Genomic DNA, 18,333 nt, shown 5'->3' with positions numbered 1-18,333 from the left:
CGATCAGGCAAGGTTTTCGCGCAGGCCGGTTGCGGCGCCGGTCAAGCGGCCGCGCACCAAGCCGACGAGAGCGCCGAGCACCAGCCAGAACACTAGATTGGTCAGCGTCACCGCCACCACGAACTGGTGGTGCAGGCCTTCCGGGATCGGCGATTCGAAACTGTCGGGCGGCGGCGCGCCGACAATATGCGGCGCCACGATCAACACCACGGCAAGAAGTGCCAGTGGCAGCGATTTGCGAAAGGCGAGCAGCCCGAGACCGGTCGCGGTCGCCACCACCGTCGCCGTCCACCAGATCTGGCGCTGGGCGAGATCGGCCGTCGGCATCGCCGGCAGTTCGGGCGGCAGGCCAAGGTTCGGAGCCAGCGTGAACACGGCGAAGCCGGCAAAGCCCCAGAACACGCCCTGTCGCCAATTGCCGATGCCGCCGGCGAACTCCGAAACGGCGACCAGGATCAGCGCAAAGCCAATGCCGGTGACGACGTTGGCAACGACGTTGAAGGCGAAGCGCTCGAAACCGTCGGCCGGCGTCCAGCCTTCCTCTTCGGCGGTGGCTGCTTCAGCCGGCACGGCGCTGCTCATGGCATTGCTGCCTGGCGCGGCCGGGGCCAAACCATGGTCATGCGTGTGGCCACCGCCGGCCTGTTCGTAGACTTCCGCCTTGAGGATGAGCGGCACCGTGGCGTAGGCCTGCATGCAGGCGAGAACGACGCCGGCCACAAGCCCTGCGATCGCCGCGATGAACACGACGTTGCGAAACAGTGTCATGGTGTCAGCCCCTCGTCAGTGGCAGGGAAAGCCCATCGAATGGCGATAGTCGTGGGCGGCATTGTGGACCGCATCGATATGCGAGAAGCCGACAAATCCCATGACGAAAACGCCGAGAAATGCAGCAAGCGCCAACTGCACGAAGCGCGACTGCGAGGAGACGGAAGCGCCGAGCGAGACGGAAGCGGTATTCATGTCTTGTCCTTTCGCCCTCCACCCGAGGGCATAGAAGTCAGTTCTCCTGTCGCCGGCAGGTCTCCTGGCTCGCGGATCAGCGCCCTTCCCCACCTTCCCGAAGAAGCTCTTCAGTGGCATATGGAGAGGACTACCGCACACAGTTGCGGGGGCAGCCACGGCATCGGGCAAATTTTTGCCCTCACCGCATTCCCTCTTGGCTCCAAAACGGAACCGACGACTGGTGCGACTATAGGCAGAATCGCCGCGCCCGGCAAACCAAATTCCGCCAGCTACCAGCGCGAATGCGGCGTCTCAACGGGATTTGGCTCTGTCTTCTTTTGTCCGGGGCAACCATGATAATCGTCTTGCAGCACTGAATCAGAATTGCGAGACCATGACCATTCATACGCCGGCTGTTCAGGACCGATCCAGGCGCATCATCGCCATCGACGTCGCCCGCGGCATCGCTTTGCTTGCCATGGCGAGCTACCATTTCACCTGGGATCTCGAATTCTTCGGCTACACCGATCCCGGCCTGACTGCCTTTGGCTGGTGGAAATTCTACGCGCGCTGCATCGCTTCGACCTTCCTGTTCCTGGTCGGTGTCAGCCTGTTCCTCGCCCATGGCAAACAAATCCGCTGGAACGGTTTTTGGAAACGCTTCGCCATGGTCGCCGGGGCTGCGCTCGCCATATCGGCCGCCACAAGGTTTTTCACGCCCGACAGCTTCATCTTCTTCGGCATCCTGCACGAGATCGCGGTCGCCAGCCTGCTCGGCCTGGCGTTTCTGCGGCTGCCGGCGCTGCTGACGCTGGTTGTCGCAGCTTTCGTCATCACCGCGCCGCTCTATCTCAGGTCCGAGATCTTCGATCATCCGGCCCTGTGGTGGGTTGGCCTGTCGGCAACCAACCCGCGCTCCAACGATTATGTCCCGCTGTTTCCATGGTTCGGTGCCGTGCTTGTCGGCATCGCAGCGGCAAAGCTCGCCTTCGCCTCCGGCGTGCTGACGCGGCTGGCGGGCCTGACGCCCGGCCGCTGGACCAATCCGCTGGTCTTTATCGGCCGGCACAGCCTCGCCTTCTATCTGATCCACCAGCCGGTGCTGATCGGCTCGGTCTGGCTGTTTTCGCAAGTCATGCCGGCAGCGGTCGAGACCAAGCCGGTCGCCTTCCTGAAAGAGTGCCAGGCCTCATGCGAGCAATCGCGCGACACGGAGTTCTGCACCAGCTATTGTGTGTGCATGCTCGATACGCTCGAGGGCGAAGCCACGCTTGATCGGCTCTACCGCAATGACCAGGCTGCGGAATGGAAGGCGCATCTCGATGAGCTCGCCGGCGCCTGCACTGCCAAAGCCGACAGCACTTTGATGGAGGGAGGAGCACAATGACCGACCATCAGCAGAAACCGGGCCAACAGAAACCGGGACAGCAAAAACCGGGGTTTATACCGTGGCCGCCGCTGATCTATGTCGCGGCCATCGCCGTCAGCATCGCGCTTGGCTTGCTTTATCCGCTGCCATGGATCGGCGGCCTTTTGGGCGACATCCTGTTCGCGGCCGGCTGGGTGGCATTGTTCGGCGTCGTCGCACTCTGGTTCACGGCGATCCGCACCATGATCCGGGCAAAGACGACGCTCCACCCGAACGCCGTGCCGGACCATCTGGTGACGACGGGCCCATTCGCCGTCAGCCGCAATCCGATCTATCTGGCCAACACGCTGCTGATGATCGGTATCGCCCTTATCTCGGGGAACGTATGGTTCCTGCCGCTGGCGATCATCGCCGCCTTCGCAACGCAAAAAATGGCGATCGAGGGCGAGGAAAAAGTTCTGGCAACGAAATTCGGCAAGAAATACCGGGATTACGCGAAAAAGGTGCGGCGCTGGATTTGAGGCGTACGTGAGCACCGGAAGCGCAGAAATCCACGCTAGCTGGCCGCCAGAGTAGAATTATCAAAAAGGCCGATCAGGTGTTGACGCCGAGCTCCACCAGCCGCTCGACGCAGGATTCTTCGGCTTGGTCGAGCTCAGCCAGGGTCTCTTCGAGGTCGCGGCGCTTCTGGCGCAGATCCTCGCGCTTTTCCTCGATGCGCTTGATCATCAGGTTGAGCTGACCGACCTCGCCGGGCGGCTCCTTGTACATCTGGATGATTTCGCGGATCTCGTTGATCGAAAAGCCGAGCCTCTTGCCGCGCATGATCTGGCGGATGAGGTGCCGGTCCGATGGGCGAAACAGCCGCGTGCGGCCGCGCCGCACCGGCTGCACCAGCCCCTCGTCCTCGTAGAAGCGCAGCGTCCGCGTCGAAACATCGAATTCGCGGGTCAGTTCGGTGATCGAATAATATTCCCGCATCATCACTCCAAATGCCCGGCCGCGCTACGGGTTCCAACCATGCGGCCTCGCTATTCGCACGCGTGTCAGAATCGGCCAGAGGCTGCTCCAAAATCTCGCATGGCATTTACGTAAAAGTCAATTGAGGCGTAACCACGCGTTCGCTCAGCGGACGCCGAACCACCAGGTAGCGAGGCCGAGAAAGGCAAAGAAGCCGACGACGTCGGTGACCGTCGTGACGAAGACCGCCGAAGCCACGGCCGGGTCGATCTTGAACCGATCGAGCAGCAGCGGGATCAGGATGCCGGCCAGTGCGGCCACGAACATGTTGATGATCATCGCCGCGGCGATGATGCCGCCCAGATTGGGATCGCGGAACCAGGCGGCCGCGACGATGCCGATCAGGATGGCGAAGATGATGCCGTTGATGAAGCCCACCCCCATCTCGCGGCGGATGATACGGCCGGCATTATAGATGTCGAGGTCCCTGGTCGCCAGCGCCCGCACCGTAACCGTCATGGTCTGCGAGCCGGCATTGCCGCCCATGCCGGCGACGATCGGCATCAGCACGGCCAGTGCCACGATGTGCTCGATCGTGCGGTCGAACAGGCCGATCACCGAGGCCGCTAGGAACGCCGTCAAAAGGTTGACGAGCAGCCACGGAACGCGCGAGCGCGAGGTCGAAAGGATGCTGTCCGACAGTTCTTCGTCGCCGACACCGCCCATGCGCAGCAGATCCTCCTCGGCTTCCTGCTGGATGACGTCGACCACGTCGTCGATGGTCAGCACGCCGACCAGTCGCTCGTTCTCGTCGACGACGGCAGCGGAGAGAAGGTCGTATTGTTCGAATTCGCGCGCCGCCTCCTCCTGGTCCATCGTCGCCGGAATGGCGTGCCTGGTCTCATGCATCACCTCTTCGACCTTGATGGAGCGCTTGGTGCGCAGGATCTGGTCGAGATCGATGGCGCCGAGCAGCTTGAAGCTCGGATCGATGACGAAAATCTGGCTGAAGCGATCGGGGAGGTTGTTGTCCTCGCGCATGTAGTCGATGGTCTGGCCGATCGTCCAGAATGGCGGCACCGCGACGAACTCGGTCTGCATGCGGCGGCCGGCGGTCTCTTCGGGATAGTCGAGCGAACGGCGCAGCCTGATCCGCTCGGTGAACGGCAGTTGCGACAGGATTTCGTCCTGGTCTTCCTTTTCGAGATCCTCGAGAATGTAGACCGCGTCGTCGGAATCGAGGTCCTGCACCCCCTGGGCAATCTGTGCGTTGGGCAGGCTGTCGACGATGTCGCGGCGGATCGCCTCGTCGACCTCGGTCAGCGCGGAAAAGTCGAAGTCGGCGCCCAACAATTCGACCAGCGCGCGGCGCTGTTCGGGATGGAGCGCCTCCAGCAGGTCGCCGAGTTCCGATTGGTGCAGGTCATCGACTTCACGCTTCAGCGTCAGCGTGTCGCGATCGGCGATCGCGGCGCCGATTTGGGCAAGGAACGACGACAGAATGGCGCCGTCCTCGCCATAGATGTCGGCGCTGTCCTCAGCGGTCCTGGCGCCGGTCGTCTGTTCGTCCTGGCCTTCCACAAGCGCCTCCCGCCATCAGAATTCCGGAAAAGGTGCGTGTCAGGTCTAGCGCATGACCATGAAAATCGGAATCGATTTCCAGAAAGGATCATGAGCAGCGTTAAATTGCTACAGCGTCCGTCAGATTTCGAAGTCGATGTCCGCGGGCGCTATCATCGACCAATCGCACAATGTCTTGTCCGGCTCCCACAATCGTCGCGCCGAGGTCCCTCGGTATGTTCCCTGTCGGCGGCTTTGGGGGTCAGGCGCAGATCGCCGTCCGCGGCGACGACCCGCTGGAGAACCGGTTCGAGCCGGTCCCGCTACCGGTTTGCGTAGACCATCTGGAGGAACAGAGAGGCGCTTGCAAACGCTGGCTGCCGGGAGGCGCTAGCTGGGTAACGCTACCATTGCGGGCGGAGTCAATATTCTCACCGACGTGCCACCAGCCTTGGCGGCCACCTGGCGCTTCGACATTTGCGGATGGCAGCTGGAAACCTTATATAATCGAACTTGTGCATGCCGCGGCGTGCAACGATCAATCGTAGAGAAGGATACAGATGCCGGACTCGGATGCGGCGATACCTCGAATTGCTCTCATTTCAACCCACGGCTACGTAGCAGCCAACCCGCCACTCGGCGCGGCCGATACCGGCGGACAGGTAGTCTATGTCCTGGAACTTGCCAAAAAACTGGCCCAGTTGGGTTATGCCGTCGATATCTGGACGCGACGATTTGAAGACCAGCCTCCTGTCGATGACGTGGCCGACGGGGTTCGAGTGCTGCGTGTCGCCTGTGGCGGACCCGATTTTATTCCGAAGGAATATCTCCATCGCCACCTTCTCGAGTGGTGTGAAAACGCGCTGCGCCTGATTCGCCGCGAAACCCTCTCCTACGACTTCATCAACTCTCACTACTGGGATGCGGGCGTGGCGGGGCAGCGACTGTCGGAAGCGCTCAATATCCCGCACATCCATACGCCGCATTCGCTTGGCATCTGGAAGCAGCGCCAGATGAAGACGGACTACCCTGACAAGGCCGATACGTTCGAGGCCGAGTTCAATTTCACCGAGCGCATAAAGCACGAGACGATCATCTATCGAAGCTGCGCCATGGTGATCGCCACGACGCCGCCGCAGGTCGACATGCTGGTCGAGGACTACAGCCTCGAGCGCGACCGCGTGCACATGATCCCGCCCGGTTACGACGACAACCGGTTCTTCCCCGTCAGCGAGGCGTCTCGCCGGTTGATCCGCCATCGGCTCGGCTTCGAGGGGCGAACGGTCCTGGCGCTCGGCCGGCTCGCCACCAACAAGGGCTACGACCTGCTGATCGATGCGTTTTCCGTGGTGGCGCCGCGCGTGCCGGATGCGGTCCTGAGGCTTGCTGTCGGCGGCGAGAACATGGACGAGCAGGAACAGAAGATCCTGAACCAGCTCAAGCAACAGGTCGAACAGCTAGGCTTGCAGGATCGTGTCGTCTTCTCCGGCTATGTTGCCGACGAGGACCTGGCCGACACCTATCGGGCGGCGGACATGTTCGTCCTGTCGAGCCGCTACGAGCCGTTCGGCATGACTGCGATTGAGGCAATGGCCTGCGGAACGCCGACCGTGGTCACGATCCATGGCGGCCTCTATCGCGGGATCAGCTATGGCCGGCACGCGCTTTTTGGCGATCCGTTCGACAAGGAAGATCTCGGCATCACCATCGTCAAGCCGATGAAGCACCAGCGCCTCTACGGTCGTCTGGGCCGCATGGGCGCGCACAAGGCGCGCAGCCTGTTCACCTGGACAGGCATCGCGCAGCAGCTGGTCAGCCTTGTCGAAGGACGTCCGGTGCTGAAGGCGGTCGACGATCATGACTGGGACGAGCCGTGGAACGACGGCGATTGAAACCGATCGCGCTTTTGTCGAGTGATCTCGACGGGACCCTGGCAGGCGATGCGCCGGCGACGTCACGCTTTCGGTTGAAATGGGAAGCGCTCGATCCCGAGCACCGGCCGGTTCTCGTCTACAACAGCGGTCGCCTGGCCGACGATATCTTGAACTTCGTCGACGAAGTTGGCCTGCCAGCGCCGGACTACGTGATCGGCGGTGTCGGCACGATGCTCGCCGGTCCGCGGCACACCTCGCGCCCTGCACACTTTACTGATTTGGGGCATTTTACCCAAAGATTTTCGGAAGGCTGGTCGCTTGAAAAGGTCGATGCGGTGCTCGGATCGCTCGAAGACACCATCCGCCAGCCCGACGGTTATCAACACGCCTTCAAATCGAGCTGGTACCTGCTCGACGCAAGTCCGGAAGCCCTTGCCAGCATCGAGCGCGCTTTGGCCGAGGCCGGCCTGTCGGTGACGATGGTTTATTCGAGCGGACGCGATCTCGACATCCTGCCGCGCTCAGCAGACAAGGGCCAGGCGCTGGCCTGGCTCTGCAATGAGCTCGGCATCGGCCTGGATGAGGTGGTCGTCGCCGGCGATACCAACAATGATCGCAGCATGTTCGAGCTGCCGGGGGCGCGCGGGATTGTCGTCGCCAATGCCCTTCCCGAACTGCTTGACATGGCGCGGGACAACCCGCTGATCTACAGCGCGAAAAAGCCGTTCGCCCTTGGCGTCGTCGAAGGCCTCGTTCATTGGTCGGTGTTTGCGGACGCCCGATCCTGAACTGGAAATATTTATCTCGTTGTCACGGTTTGAGGGCCCATACCGTCGCGTGTAGAATGGCGCCCGTTTCGGCGATGAGACGTGCCGATTGCACCGGATCAAACCCGCTGATCCGTTTCGTGCCAGCCCAACGACCGCGATCCGCAAAAACCTCGATCGATCCGTAGTCGAGGAATATCCGCAGCCGTTTCGGACGGGCTCCCTTGGCAATATAGTGAGGGGATGCCGCAGCGTCGTCTCCATGACAAATGGCAAGTCCCTCGTCGTCGACGACAACCTCGAGCCGGACAGTTGGATGTTGCAGCTTCAAGTGGAAATGGGCACCGGGCTTCTCCAGCTCGAACAGGATTTCGACAGCGCCGTTGATGAAGCTTACCTGCTCTCCGGCTGCGAGGCGTGTCCGGTCCAGAATATGGCTCCGCAGGCTCTCGGCAGCGCCGATGGGCGGGGTGTGCAACTCGCCTGCAGTCAGATGGATGTTGCGAGGCAACGTCATGGCTGTGGGGAAATCGATCGCCGGTCCGGTGTCGGCCCAGTTGGCAAGCCAGCCTATGCCGACAATGGCATCACCGTCGACGAAGGCCTGGAAGGCGTAGTTATCCGTCCCGAAGTCCAGTTCCTGTTCGAATTCCTTGGCAAAGGTCCGACCATCGAACCAGCCGACAATGGCCATCGTCAGGTTCTTGCGCCGGGTCGACTGGTCTTCACTGTTCATCAGTCCGAGAATCAGAACCCAGCGCGTCGCAGGATCGGTCGCAGGCCCGTCGAGCGGCAGCAGACAGGGACATTCGATCGCCGTCGTCCGATAGTGTTTCTCGACCAGAAGCTTGCCAATATACGTCCATCCGGTGGCGGCCGTATGGTCACGGGTTTCGTAGAGCAGGACAACGCCGCCTTCATCGCTCTGGCTGCCCAGCAGCATTTTCCAAAGGCCATCCGGTCCCTTGAATACGTATGGGTCCCGAAAATCCGCTGTCAATCCCTGGTCAAGCGGGCGGTATGGCAGAATGACGTACGCATCTCCCGCCATGATGAGGTCGCTGGAAGTGGCCGTGAGTTGGATCTGCTGTTCCGGGATGCGGTCCTGTACCTGCTCGGTGAAAAAGACGCGAATGCCCGGGCCATCGGCAAGCGGGATGGCCGAGCCGGAATAGGCGCCGCCCCGTTTGTCAGGCCTGGCGGTGAGATCTTCCGACGGAAACAGGAAGATTGGCATGTGACGCCACCGCAAATAATCGGAAGATACGGCGTGCCCCCAATGCATCGTGTTCCACCGAAGCCCATGCGAATAATGCTGATAGAACAGATGCGGGCGGCCTCCAAACCGGCCAAATCCGTTCGGATCGTTCATCCAGCCGAACGGCGGACGAAAATGATAGCTGTCAGGTATGTTCGGCGGGGCATTTCCCGGATTGGTGTGGAGAACTGTAATGCCTGTCTCCAGCACGTCGGCCAATGCGAACCAGTAGGCAACCGAAACCGAGGTTCGATCCGCGTCGTAATCCAGTTCGACACTGCCGCCGCCGAAGACGTGAAAAATTCTGAATTCATGCTCTTCGGCGTTCGTGACGCTCACCTCGCCGAACTTGCCACGGACATTGGAAAACGACAGCGAGCCCGGAACGTCCGGCCTGGTCGCCTTGAGCCAGATATGGAAGGTGGCGTTGACTGGCAGATCGGCATGCAGGCTTCGAATGGTGTTCCCGGCCGCAATCCTTACCTGGCTGTCACTCATAAATATGGCTCCGTTGCGTGCGGCTTTCCCAGGCAAAAACCGGATGCTCGACCTGGAATGCATTGCGGAAGGTTAAAGCTGGATTTTCACTTTGGCAAAGTCATTCCCCAGGATCGACAGCCCTTGACGTCAATCGCCGCACAGATCGCCGGCTGCAGCTGCTGAACTCGCGGCCGAAGAAGGTTGACGGCTCGCAGAGCATGACTGCATTGTCCGACGGCGCTAGACCTTCTCTTTTCCGCGAGCTTCGACTTCGCGGATTTGTCGTCTCTTAAGCAGAGGCGACGCCCAGTTAACCAGCGCTGTTGCCCGTGGCTGACATTGCCAGGCACCTAACCTTCTATGGGTTGGCGTATTGCAAACTGTGTCTTGATCTGCGCTGGCTGGCGTCCGGTCGCCCACCAGATCACCGACACCACGACAATAGAGACGTAGCCGTCAACTGCGTAGTGCCATCCGGTATACACCGAACCGTACATTATCAGGGCTGCAAACACCCAACCGAGAATACCGAGCCAGCGATTGAGGGAAGAAAGCAGATACGCATTCAGTGTGGCAAAGGCGACGTGCATGCTAGGCATGGCCGAAATGCCGCCGCCAAGGTCTGGCCGGCCGCTCTGGTAAGCCGTCAGAAGATATGCGGCGGGCTCCCGCACCATGTGGCTATAGTCGAGACCGTCCATGGCGGCGTCGAGTCCGCTGAAGCGGTCCTCGCCAACAAACTGGTGGTAGTAGATCGGCCCGACCGATGCCAGCGCCAGGGCCAGGATAGTGCCGAGGATGGATAACGTCAGCGCTGCTGCCCAGAGGTAGCGGACGCGGCCAATCTTGTCCGACCAGAGAGACACGAAAAGCATGGTGCCGAACCACTGGAAAAACCAAATGACCTCATAGCTGTTGAAGACGACGATCGACCAAATGTTGCTGTCGAGCTTGTGCGTGAGTTCCCACGGCGCTGCCCCGTGCAACCATTCATCCAGATCGGCTAACCAGTTGTCCGCATAGAATGGAACGACGGACGGGATGGCCATCTTGTAGGTAGAGAACGCGGTCAAGCTGGCGAAGAAGAACAGCAGCACCAGCAAACAGCCACGCCAGCGCGCTCGGACCAAATCGACGGCGTAGCGAGTTGGTTGTCCTCGACCATAAATAAGCGCAGCGGAACAGACACCAGCAACAAATAAGATCGGAATACCGGCGACGAACTTCTGGACATAAACCAGTGTTAGGTGGAAGAAAGACTGCGGACTTATTGCAGACGCGCACGCCACGTAGATTGCTAAAAAGAACGCAAGGCGCAATGACCATTTTGTCGATGGACTGTAGTCCCCCGCCTCCGCAATTGAGATCATGCTAATTTACCAAGGTTCAAATGCCGACATCGGTGGCATTATGTATGTGATAGCGAAGCAAGCTTACCATGCGGTTACTTCAACGCCTGGCTGTCACTCAAAAGATGGCTCCGTTCCGCACTGGCGCGACAACGAGCAGATCCTTGTCATGGTATCGGGCATGTGTAAGCTCAGCATTGACGGCAAGATCTTCGACGCACATCCGGGCGACCTTCTTTTCTTTCCCGCCGGCCTCCGCCATTGCGCGATCGGCACGGGACCCGAAGGCTGCGTCTATTACAAAATCTTCGCGCCCGCCCGTCCGGACCGACTGCTGGGTTGGATCGGACCGTCGGTCCTGCGTTATGACTGAAAGCTGGATTTAGGAGGAGTTCATGGCCATCGGTCCTGACACCAAAGCTGTCTACACCATTGCCCCGACGCCGTTCGAGGCGGATGGCAAGATCGACTGGGAATCCCTTGATTCGATGGTCGATTTCTACGAGCGCTGCGGCGTCGATGGAATGACAATCCTCGGCATCATGGGTGAGGCCCCGAAGCTCGACGCCGGCGAATCGCTCGAGATCGTCAAACGTATCGTGGCGCGCACCGGGCTGCCGGTCATCGTCGGCGTCTCTGCCCCTGGCTTCGCCGCCATGCGCAGCCTCGCGCGCGCCTCGATGGAGGTTGGCGCGCAGGGCGTGATGATCGCGCCGCCGCCGGCGCTGCGCACCGACGACCAGATCGTCACCTATTTTCGCAACGCATCCGAAGCGGTCGGCGAGGATGTTCCTTTCGTCCTGCAGGATTATCCGCTGACCCTCTCGGTCATCATGACGCCGGCCGTCATCCGCCGCATCGTCACCGACAACCCGGCCTGCTTCATGCTAAAGCACGAGGACTGGCCGGGCCTGGAGAAGATCAGCGCGCTGCGCGGCTTCCAAAAGGACGGCTTGCTGCGGCCGCTGTCAATCCTCACCGGTAATGGCGGCCTCTTTCTCGACTTCGAGATGGAGCGCGGCGCCGACGGCGCGATGACAGGCTATGCCTTCCCCGATATGCTGGTTGAATTGGTGAAACTGTCTGCCGCCGGCGAGCGCGACAAGGCGCACGATCTTTTTGACGCCCACCTGCCCTATCTGCGCTATGAGCAGCAACCAGGAGTGGGACTTGCGATACGCAAATATGTGATGATGAAGCGTGGCGCCATCGCGTCGGACGCCCAGCGCAAGCCGAGCAGTGCGTTGTCGGCGGCGGCCAGACAAGAGGTCGACTATTTGCTCATGCGGCTGGAAAGTCGTGTCCGCAAACAAGCTTTGAGCTAACGCACTAGCGGGCTATTTGCCGCGCAATCACATCAATATATAGCCGCTTGCGTGGAGCGCATTTTTCGCCGAGCATTCCCAAGTGTCCGTTTCGCGGCACGGTTCGGTCTTTGACGCAGCTGGCATATGATGGCGGCTCAAACCACGCGGTTAGTGCGCGGCATCCGCACCCAACCAGCAGCGGGTTCGTGCAGGTTTCAGTTTGCACAAACAGTCTTGGAAGAACTGCAGGGAAACAGAAAATCGCACAATAAAAGTAACAGCTTATTGGATCAAGCTGGTGCGGTCGAGAAGACTCGAACTTCCACGGGTTGCCCCACAGCGACCTCAACGCTGCGCGTCTACCAATTCCGCCACGACCGCACGTGGTAGGAGCCGGAACGAACCGGCTCGCGGCGTGTAGCAAATCGTTTCCGGCGAAACAAGGGCGCGTCGCGCAATAATTGCCCGGGCTTCGGCATAACCCACCAAAGAGCTGAAACGCGCTGGCAACTGGACGTTTCAGCCGATTGCCGCCATATGTGAGGCGAATGCATGTCGCCCAAAAACATGCCCTCGGGCTTGAACCGAGGGTGCGCAGCGGTTTTGGGGGCAACATGCCCAAAACAAAAATCTAGGGCGTGCCCACGGTTCCCTTCAAACGCGGCGCGCTTTAGACGAGACATGCCATGACAGAACGCAGCCAGATCGCCACGTCGTTCCTGCCCCTGCCCGGTTCGGCGCCGGTCGAATGGCGGATCGAACCCGGCCTCACCGCCTATCCGGATGCGCTTGCCTTGATGGAGGCGCGTGCCGAAGCGATCAGAGGCGGCGCCGCCGGCGAGATGGTCTGGCTGGTAGAGCACCCGCCGCTCTACACCGCCGGCACCAGCGCCCGCATCGAGGACCTGATCGAGCCCGACCGTTTCCCGGTGTTCGCAGCCGGGCGCGGCGGCGAATACACCTATCATGGGCCAGGCCAGCGGGTCGCTTATGTGATGCTCGACCTGAAGCGGCGGCGCGAGGATGTCCGCGCCTTCGTCGCGGCACTTGAACAATGGATCATCGGCACGCTCGCCGCCTTCAACGTGCGCGGCGAACGGCGCGAGAACCGCGTCGGCGTCTGGGTGGTGCGGCCGGATCGCCCCGCCCTGCCCGACGGATCGCTCGCCGAGGACAAGATCGCCGCCATCGGCATCAGGCTGAGGCGCTGGGTGAGCTTTCACGGCATCGCCATCAATGTCGAGCCGGATCTCAGCCACTTCAGCGGCATCGTGCCGTGCGGCGTGCAGGACCACGGCGTCACCAGCCTCGTCGACCTCGGCCTTCCCCTGGGAATGGCCGATCTCGATCTCGCGCTGAAATCCGCCTTCGAGGATGTCTTCGGACCCGCGGCACCTATGCTTGTCGAGTTGGCCCGCAAGCCGGCTGACAAAGCGGCGCTGAACCACCGAGCTCCGACGCAGCCCGTCAAGAACGGGGCGCGCTTCCTCACATCGCTCCGATCCAGATCGCCATGGAAATGAGAAAAGTGCTCATGCACACCAGTGACACGACATCCTGAACAAGACCGGCCATAACGCTCTCCTGTTTTCATTATGTTCGCAATTTGTTCTAATTCTGTTCGGATGTCAACGACCGCAACTCGAGGCAAGCCGCGAAATTCCGGCATCAGTTCGGCAGGGTTAAGGAAAGATTGACAGGCGGATTTCCACCGCTTCCACGCAGGCAGCGTGTGGGAAATGGCAAGACGGCACGCTGAGGTTCAGCCCGTTAGGTGTGGCGAGATTCGGGTCCCGCGCCGAGAACGGTGAGTTCCGTGAACCGGAACGGAGCGTACTGTTGGGTACGTGAGCACCGGAAGCGCAGGTATCAGCCGCTCGCAGGCCGGCTGACTATCGATACACCTAAAGCGGAACAACCTTGCCGTCGGCGAGCGTGACGCGACGGTCCATGCGCGAGGCAAGCTCGTGATTGTGGGTGGCGATCAGCGCCGCCAGGCCCGACTGCCGGACCAGCGCCCCCAGTGCCTCGAACACATAGGAGGCGGTGACCGGGTCGAGGTTGCCGGTCGGCTCGTCCGCAAGCAGCACCAGCGGCGCATTGGCGACGGCGCGCGCGATGGCGACGCGCTGTTGCTCACCGCCGGACAGTTCGGACGGCCGGTGCTGCGCGCGTTTGCCGATCTGCATGTAGTCGAGCAGCTGCGCCGACCGCTCGGCAGCCTCCTTGCGCGTCAGCCCTTTTATCAGTTGCGGCATCATGATGTTTTCCAGCGCCGTGAACTCCGGCAGCAGGTGATGGAACTGATAGACGAAGCCGACATCGTTACGGCGGATCGCCGTGCGCTCGTCGTCGGAAAGCCGCCCGCAGGCGCGGCCGGCCAGAATGACATCGCCGGCGTCGGGCCGCTCCAGCAGTCCGGCGGTATGCAACAGCGTCGATTTGCCGGTGCCCGAAGGCGCCACCAGCGCCACGATCTCACCGCGCTTCAGCGAAAAATCGGCGCCGTTGAGGATGGTCAGCTTGCGCGGCCCCTGGACATAATGCCGCTCGACGCTCTTCAGCTCGATAATGGCCTCGGCCATCATTCGTACCTCAGCGCTTCGACCGGATCGAGCCTGGCCGCGCGCCATGCCGGAAACAGAGTCGCCAGGAACGACAGCACCAGCGCCATCAGCACCACCGAGATCGTCTCGCTGGCGTCCATGCGGGCAGGCAACTGGCTCAGGAAATAGAGCTCGGGATTGAACAGCCTTTCGCCGGCCAGCCAGGAGAAGAACTGGCGAATGCGCTCGACGTTCAGGCAGATAATGACCCCGAGGAGGACGCCGGCAAGGGTGCCCACCACGCCGATCGCCGCCCCCGTCATCAGGAAGATGCGCAGGATCGCGCCGCGCGTGGCGCCCATGGTGCGCAGGATGGCGATGTCGTGGCCCTTGTCCTTGACCAGCATGATCAGGCCCGAGATGATGTTGAGCGCCGCCACCAGCACGATCAGCGTCAGGATCATGAACATGACGTTGCGCTCCACTTGCAGCGCATCGAAGAAAGTCCTGTTGCGTTCTCGCCAGTCGACCATGGTGATCGGCCGTTGCGACACCTCCTCGACCTTCGGCTTCAGCGCGTCGACATTGTCGGGATTGTCGACATAGATCTCGATCGCCTGAGCCCGGCCATCCATGTTGAAATAAAGCTGCGCTTCCGAGAACGGCATGTAGACGATAGAGCTGTCATATTCTGACATGCCGACCTCGAAGATCGCCGTGACCGGATAGCCTTTCATGCGCGGTGTCGTGCCGAGCGGCGTCACATCGCCGTCGGGGGCGATAAGCGTGATGGTGTCGCCGAGCACAAGACCGAGATTGTCGGCCATGCGGCTGCCGATAGCGACGCCCTCGCCTGTGTCGAAGCCGGCGATCGAGCCCTGCTTGATATTGTTGGCGACGATCGAAATCTTGGCCAGATCCTCGCCGCGTATGCCGCGCACCAGCGCCCCCGACCCGCCGCCGATATTGCCTTGCGCCAGCACCTGCCCGTCGATCAGAGGAATGGCGTATTGGACGCCGGGCACGCCGTTGATGCGGCCGGCAACCTGCGCATAGTCCTCCAGCGGCATGTCGAGCGGCTGCACGATCAGATGACCGTTAACACCGAGGATGCGCGTCAGGAGCTCGGCGCGAAACCCGTTCATGACAGCCATCACGACGATCAGCGTGGCGACGCCCAGCATGATGCCGAGGAAGGAGATCGAGGCGATGACGGAGATCACCGTCTCCTTGCGGCGCGAGCGCAGATAGCGCCACGCGACCATGCGTTCGAACACGGAAAAAGGTCCGGCGGCCGGGGTTTTCGCTGCGGCTTCGCTCATGCGGCAAAACCGAAGCGTTTCTTCATGTCCACGATCGGCAGCGTCTCACGCTCGCCGGTCCTGCGATTCTTGATCTCGACCTCGCCGGCGGCGACGCCGCGCGGCCCGACGATCACCTGCCACGGCAGTCCGATCAGGTCGGCTGTGGCGAACTTGCCGCCCGGCCGCTGATCGGTGTCGTCGTAGAGCACGTCCTTGCCGACGGCGACAAACGCCGCATAGAGTTCATCGCAGACGCGGTCGCAGTCGGCGTCGCCGGCTTTCATATTGATCAGGCCGATGTCGAAAGGCGCCACCGCCTCCGGCCAGATGATGCCGTTGTCGTCGTGGCTGGCCTCGATGATCGCCGCGACCAGCCGCGTCGGGCCGATGCCGTAGGAACCCCCGGAGGCAAAATGATCCTTGCCGTCGGGCCCGGTCACCTTGGCGCCCATCGGCTTCGAATATTTGTCGCCGAAATGGAAGATGTGGCCGACCTCGATGCCGCGCGCCGAGACCCGGTCGCTTGTCGCGACCTTCTCCCACGCCGCCTCGTCGTGCATCTCGTCGGTCGCCGCATAGGGCGTCGTCCATTTCTTGACGATGTCGCCGATCTCGGCATCGTTGGAGAAGTCCGTGTCCGCCCCCGGCACGTCAAGTGCGAGATAGTCGCGATGGCAATAGACCTGGCTCTCGCCGGTGTCGGCCAGGATGATAAATTCGTGGCTGAGGTCGCCGCCGATCGGCCCGGTATCGGCACGCATCGGGATTGCCTGCAGCCCCATGCGCGTGAACGTCCTGAGGTAGGACACGAACATCCTGTTATAGGCCGCCCTGGCGCTTTCGAAGTCGAGATCGAAGGAATAGGCGTCCTTCATCAGGAACTCTCTGCTGCGCATGACGCCGAAGCGCGGCCGCACCTCGTCGCGGAATTTCCACTGGATGTGATAGAGATTGAGCGGCAGATCCTTGTAGGACTTCACATAGGCGCGGAAAATCTCGGTGACCACCTCCTCGTTGGTCGGCCCATAGAGCATGTCCCGATCCTGCCGGTCCTTGATGCGCAGCATCTCCTTGCCATAGTCCTCATAGCGGCCGCTTTCGCGCCACAGCTCAGCGGACTGGATGGTCGGCATCAGGATCTCGAGCGCGCCGGCCCGGTCCTGCTCCTCGCGAACGATCCGGCAGACCTTGTCCAGCACCCTCTTGCCGAGCGGCAGCCAGGAAAAACTGCCTTGCCCCTGCTGGCGGATCATGCCGGCGCGCAGCATCAGCCGGTGCGAGACGATTTCGGCCTCGCGCGGATTTTCTTTAAGGATAGGCAGGAAATAGCGCGACAAACGCATGGACTGGTCCGTCAGAGAGAGGATTGCCGCACCGGAATCGGCGCAGCGCAGGCTTGCTTGCCCCGGCTTCATAGCCATTTCATGACGGAATGGAAACCCGCCCCCCGCGCCCACTGGGCGTTGCAAAGGCGCCTTAGTGCCGCGTTCGCCTTGCTGGTCGTTTCGCAAGCAACGCCTGCCATACTATTGTGCAGTGCAGCACGAGATTGCTTATTTCCGGGCAAAATTCTGCGTGACATTTTCACCCGGCTTGGTCTAATGTGCGCCGATAAACGAGAGGGCGGAAAGAAATCTGCTCTCCTACGCGGTCAAAGTCTTGGGAGGATGCGATCTAGGCGCGGTTACTCGCTGCCGCCGGACAACGGAAACAGATCGGACGCGTTTAAATTGCAAGGCCTCGTGCCTTGCATTTTTTTTGTGCAATCATTTGATTAGCACGACAAATTGCTAAACCACTTTACCTAGCGCCAGCACAGCCGGTTCGGAACCCGCATCGGCTTCCAGCCCGGATTGGTGCTCCCATGCAAGATGTGGCCAGCTGTACCCGGCGGTCTAGTTTTCCGGACTCCGGCTGAAATCCGGCACGATGCGCGGGATGTCGTCGATGCCGAGGCCGAGCCCCCGCGTAAGGCCATAAAAGATGCCAAGCAGAACCAGCGTGACGATCGTCGTCCGCAGCACCGCGCGCAGCATATGCGGTCCGCGCGGCGCGCTGGGTACCGTGCCCAACGTCACGTCCTCATCCTCGTCCTGCGTCCTCAGACTGAACGGCAGGATGGCGAACAGCACCACCCACCATGTGATGAAGAACAGGGCGAGAAACGAAACCCAGCTCATGCTTGCTCCAGTTCGACCAGCGTGCCGAAGAAATCCTTGGGATGCAGGAACAGCACCGGCTTGCCGTGCGCGCCGGTCTTCGGGTTGCCGTCGCCCAGGACGCGGGCGCCGTTGGCGATGAGTTGATCACGCGCGGCAAGAATGTCGTCGACCTCATAGCACAGATGATGCATTCCGCCCGAGGGGTTCTTCTCAAGGAATGCCGCGATCGGCGAACCCTCACCAAGCGGCTCCAGCAATTCGATCTTGGTATTGCCGACATCGATGAACACCGCCGTCACGCCATGCTCCGGCAGCGCCTGCGGCGCGCTCACCCGAGCGCCGAGCGTGTCGCGATAGGCCGCCGTCGCCGCAGCCAGATCCGGCACGGCAAGCGCGACATGGTTCAGGCGTTTAAGCATAAGCTTTCCTCAGGGCAGTAGGGGAGTAGGGGA

At 61.3% G+C, this 18,333-nt stretch carries 18 protein-coding genes, 1 tRNA gene and 1 riboswitch; of the genes, 7 read left to right on the top strand and 12 right to left on the bottom strand.

The features are described 5' to 3' along the window. Window positions 1-3: 3 nt before the first annotated feature. Window positions 4-768: a CbtA family protein gene (locus AC0L16_RS03780; protein ID WP_473619067.1), complete on the bottom strand. Its 765-nt coding sequence runs from the start codon at window positions 766-768 to the stop codon at window positions 4-6. A 15-nt stretch (window positions 769-783) separates the two neighbouring features. Continuing rightward, the gene (locus AC0L16_RS03775; RefSeq protein ID WP_023798882.1) at window positions 784-963 is read right to left on the bottom strand and encodes a CbtB domain-containing protein; all 180 of its coding nucleotides are present in this window, start codon (window positions 961-963) and stop codon (window positions 784-786) included. A gap of 37 nt (window positions 964-1,000) precedes the next feature. Further along, window positions 1,001-1,196: riboswitch (cobalamin riboswitch) on the bottom strand. Between the two features lie 143 nt (window positions 1,197-1,339). Between AC0L16_RS03775 and AC0L16_RS03770 the strand changes: the two genes are divergently transcribed. Together AC0L16_RS03770 and AC0L16_RS03765 are read left to right on the top strand one after the other, a co-directional pair. Beyond that, on the top strand, window positions 1,340-2,332 hold the full coding sequence (locus AC0L16_RS03770) for an acetyltransferase domain-containing protein (protein ID WP_473619066.1): 993 nt from the start codon (window positions 1,340-1,342) through the stop codon (window positions 2,330-2,332). Next, a complete protein-coding gene (locus tag AC0L16_RS03765) occupies window positions 2,329-2,835 on the top strand; it encodes a methyltransferase family protein (protein ID WP_473619065.1) in 507 nt (168 codons plus the stop codon). The genes AC0L16_RS03770 and AC0L16_RS03765 overlap by 4 nt, the downstream gene beginning before the upstream one ends. A 73-nt stretch (window positions 2,836-2,908) precedes the next feature. Here AC0L16_RS03765 and AC0L16_RS03760 read toward each other — a convergent pair whose 3' ends face one another. Then, window positions 2,909-3,295: a MerR family transcriptional regulator gene (locus AC0L16_RS03760; protein WP_023685221.1), complete on the bottom strand. Its 387-nt coding sequence runs from the start codon at window positions 3,293-3,295 to the stop codon at window positions 2,909-2,911. A gap of 144 nt (window positions 3,296-3,439) precedes the next feature. Next, window positions 3,440-4,855: a magnesium transporter gene (gene mgtE / locus AC0L16_RS03755; protein ID WP_473619063.1), complete on the bottom strand. Its 1,416-nt coding sequence runs from the start codon at window positions 4,853-4,855 to the stop codon at window positions 3,440-3,442. A 539-nt stretch (window positions 4,856-5,394) separates the two neighbouring features. Between mgtE and AC0L16_RS03750 the strand changes: the two genes are divergently transcribed. Both AC0L16_RS03750 and AC0L16_RS03745 read left to right on the top strand, forming a co-directional pair. Then, complete coding sequence (locus AC0L16_RS03750; RefSeq protein ID WP_473619062.1) at window positions 5,395-6,726, top strand: glycosyltransferase; 1,332 nt, start codon at window positions 5,395-5,397, stop codon at window positions 6,724-6,726. Then, a complete protein-coding gene (locus AC0L16_RS03745; RefSeq protein ID WP_473619060.1) occupies window positions 6,723-7,496 on the top strand; it encodes an HAD-IIB family hydrolase in 774 nt (257 codons plus the stop codon). The genes AC0L16_RS03750 and AC0L16_RS03745 overlap by 4 nt, the downstream gene beginning before the upstream one ends. Before the next feature lie 22 nt (window positions 7,497-7,518). Here the strand turns inward: AC0L16_RS03745 and AC0L16_RS03740 are convergent, their stop codons facing one another. Together AC0L16_RS03740 and AC0L16_RS03735 are read right to left on the bottom strand one after the other, a co-directional pair. After that, on the bottom strand, window positions 7,519-9,231 hold the full coding sequence (locus AC0L16_RS03740; RefSeq protein WP_473619059.1) for a GH32 C-terminal domain-containing protein: 1,713 nt from the start codon (window positions 9,229-9,231) through the stop codon (window positions 7,519-7,521). Window positions 9,232-9,563: 332 nt separating this feature from the next. Continuing rightward, window positions 9,564-10,583, bottom strand: a complete 1,020-nt coding sequence (locus AC0L16_RS03735; RefSeq protein ID WP_473619058.1) for a phosphatase PAP2 family protein — start codon at window positions 10,581-10,583, stop codon at window positions 9,564-9,566. Here AC0L16_RS03735 and AC0L16_RS03730 point away from each other — a divergent pair. Next, window positions 10,582-10,935, top strand: a complete 354-nt coding sequence (locus AC0L16_RS03730) for a cupin domain-containing protein (RefSeq protein ID WP_473619056.1) — start codon at window positions 10,582-10,584, stop codon at window positions 10,933-10,935. The genes AC0L16_RS03735 and AC0L16_RS03730 overlap by 2 nt on opposite strands. Before the next feature lie 22 nt (window positions 10,936-10,957). Then, window positions 10,958-11,887 (top strand): dihydrodipicolinate synthase family protein, encoded by a 930-nt coding sequence (locus AC0L16_RS03725; protein WP_473619055.1) that lies wholly within the window; start codon window positions 10,958-10,960, stop codon window positions 11,885-11,887. Window positions 11,888-12,165: 278 nt separating this feature from the next. On the opposite strand, the gene AC0L16_RS03720 is transcribed toward AC0L16_RS03725, so the two are convergent. Then, window positions 12,166-12,250: transfer RNA gene (locus AC0L16_RS03720), tRNA-Leu, on the bottom strand. 305 nt (window positions 12,251-12,555) lie between these two features. Here AC0L16_RS03720 and lipB point away from each other — a divergent pair. After that, a complete protein-coding gene (gene lipB, locus AC0L16_RS03715; protein WP_473619054.1) occupies window positions 12,556-13,392 on the top strand; it encodes a lipoyl(octanoyl) transferase LipB in 837 nt (278 codons plus the stop codon). A 381-nt stretch (window positions 13,393-13,773) separates the two neighbouring features. Here the strand turns inward: lipB and AC0L16_RS03710 are convergent, their stop codons facing one another. From AC0L16_RS03710 to mce, 5 genes are all read right to left on the bottom strand, one after another. Next, window positions 13,774-14,457, bottom strand: coding sequence for an ABC transporter ATP-binding protein (locus AC0L16_RS03710; RefSeq protein WP_174654574.1), 684 nt, complete (start codon window positions 14,455-14,457; stop codon window positions 13,774-13,776). Then, window positions 14,454-15,737 (bottom strand): lipoprotein-releasing ABC transporter permease subunit, encoded by a 1,284-nt coding sequence (locus tag AC0L16_RS03705; protein ID WP_473619053.1) that lies wholly within the window; start codon window positions 15,735-15,737, stop codon window positions 14,454-14,456. Before AC0L16_RS03705 ends, AC0L16_RS03710 begins: the two co-directional genes overlap by 4 nt. Further along, entirely contained in the window at window positions 15,734-17,062 is a 1,329-nt protein-coding gene (proS, locus tag AC0L16_RS03700; RefSeq protein WP_473619052.1) for a proline--tRNA ligase, read from the bottom strand. The genes AC0L16_RS03705 and proS overlap by 4 nt, the downstream gene beginning before the upstream one ends. Window positions 17,063-17,614: 552 nt before the next feature. After that, window positions 17,615-17,899, bottom strand: coding sequence for a DUF1467 family protein (locus AC0L16_RS03695; protein ID WP_473619051.1), 285 nt, complete (start codon window positions 17,897-17,899; stop codon window positions 17,615-17,617). Continuing rightward, window positions 17,896-18,300 carry a methylmalonyl-CoA epimerase gene (mce, locus tag AC0L16_RS03690; protein ID WP_473619050.1) on the bottom strand — a complete coding sequence of 135 codons (405 nt, stop codon included), beginning with the start codon at window positions 18,298-18,300 and terminating at the stop codon, window positions 17,896-17,898. Before mce ends, AC0L16_RS03695 begins: the two co-directional genes overlap by 4 nt. Window positions 18,301-18,333: the final 33 nt, after the last annotated feature.

The sequence above is a fragment of the Mesorhizobium sp. WSM4848 genome (genome assembly GCF_055811375.1).
This window is presented reverse-complemented; position numbering and strand designations above follow the sequence as displayed.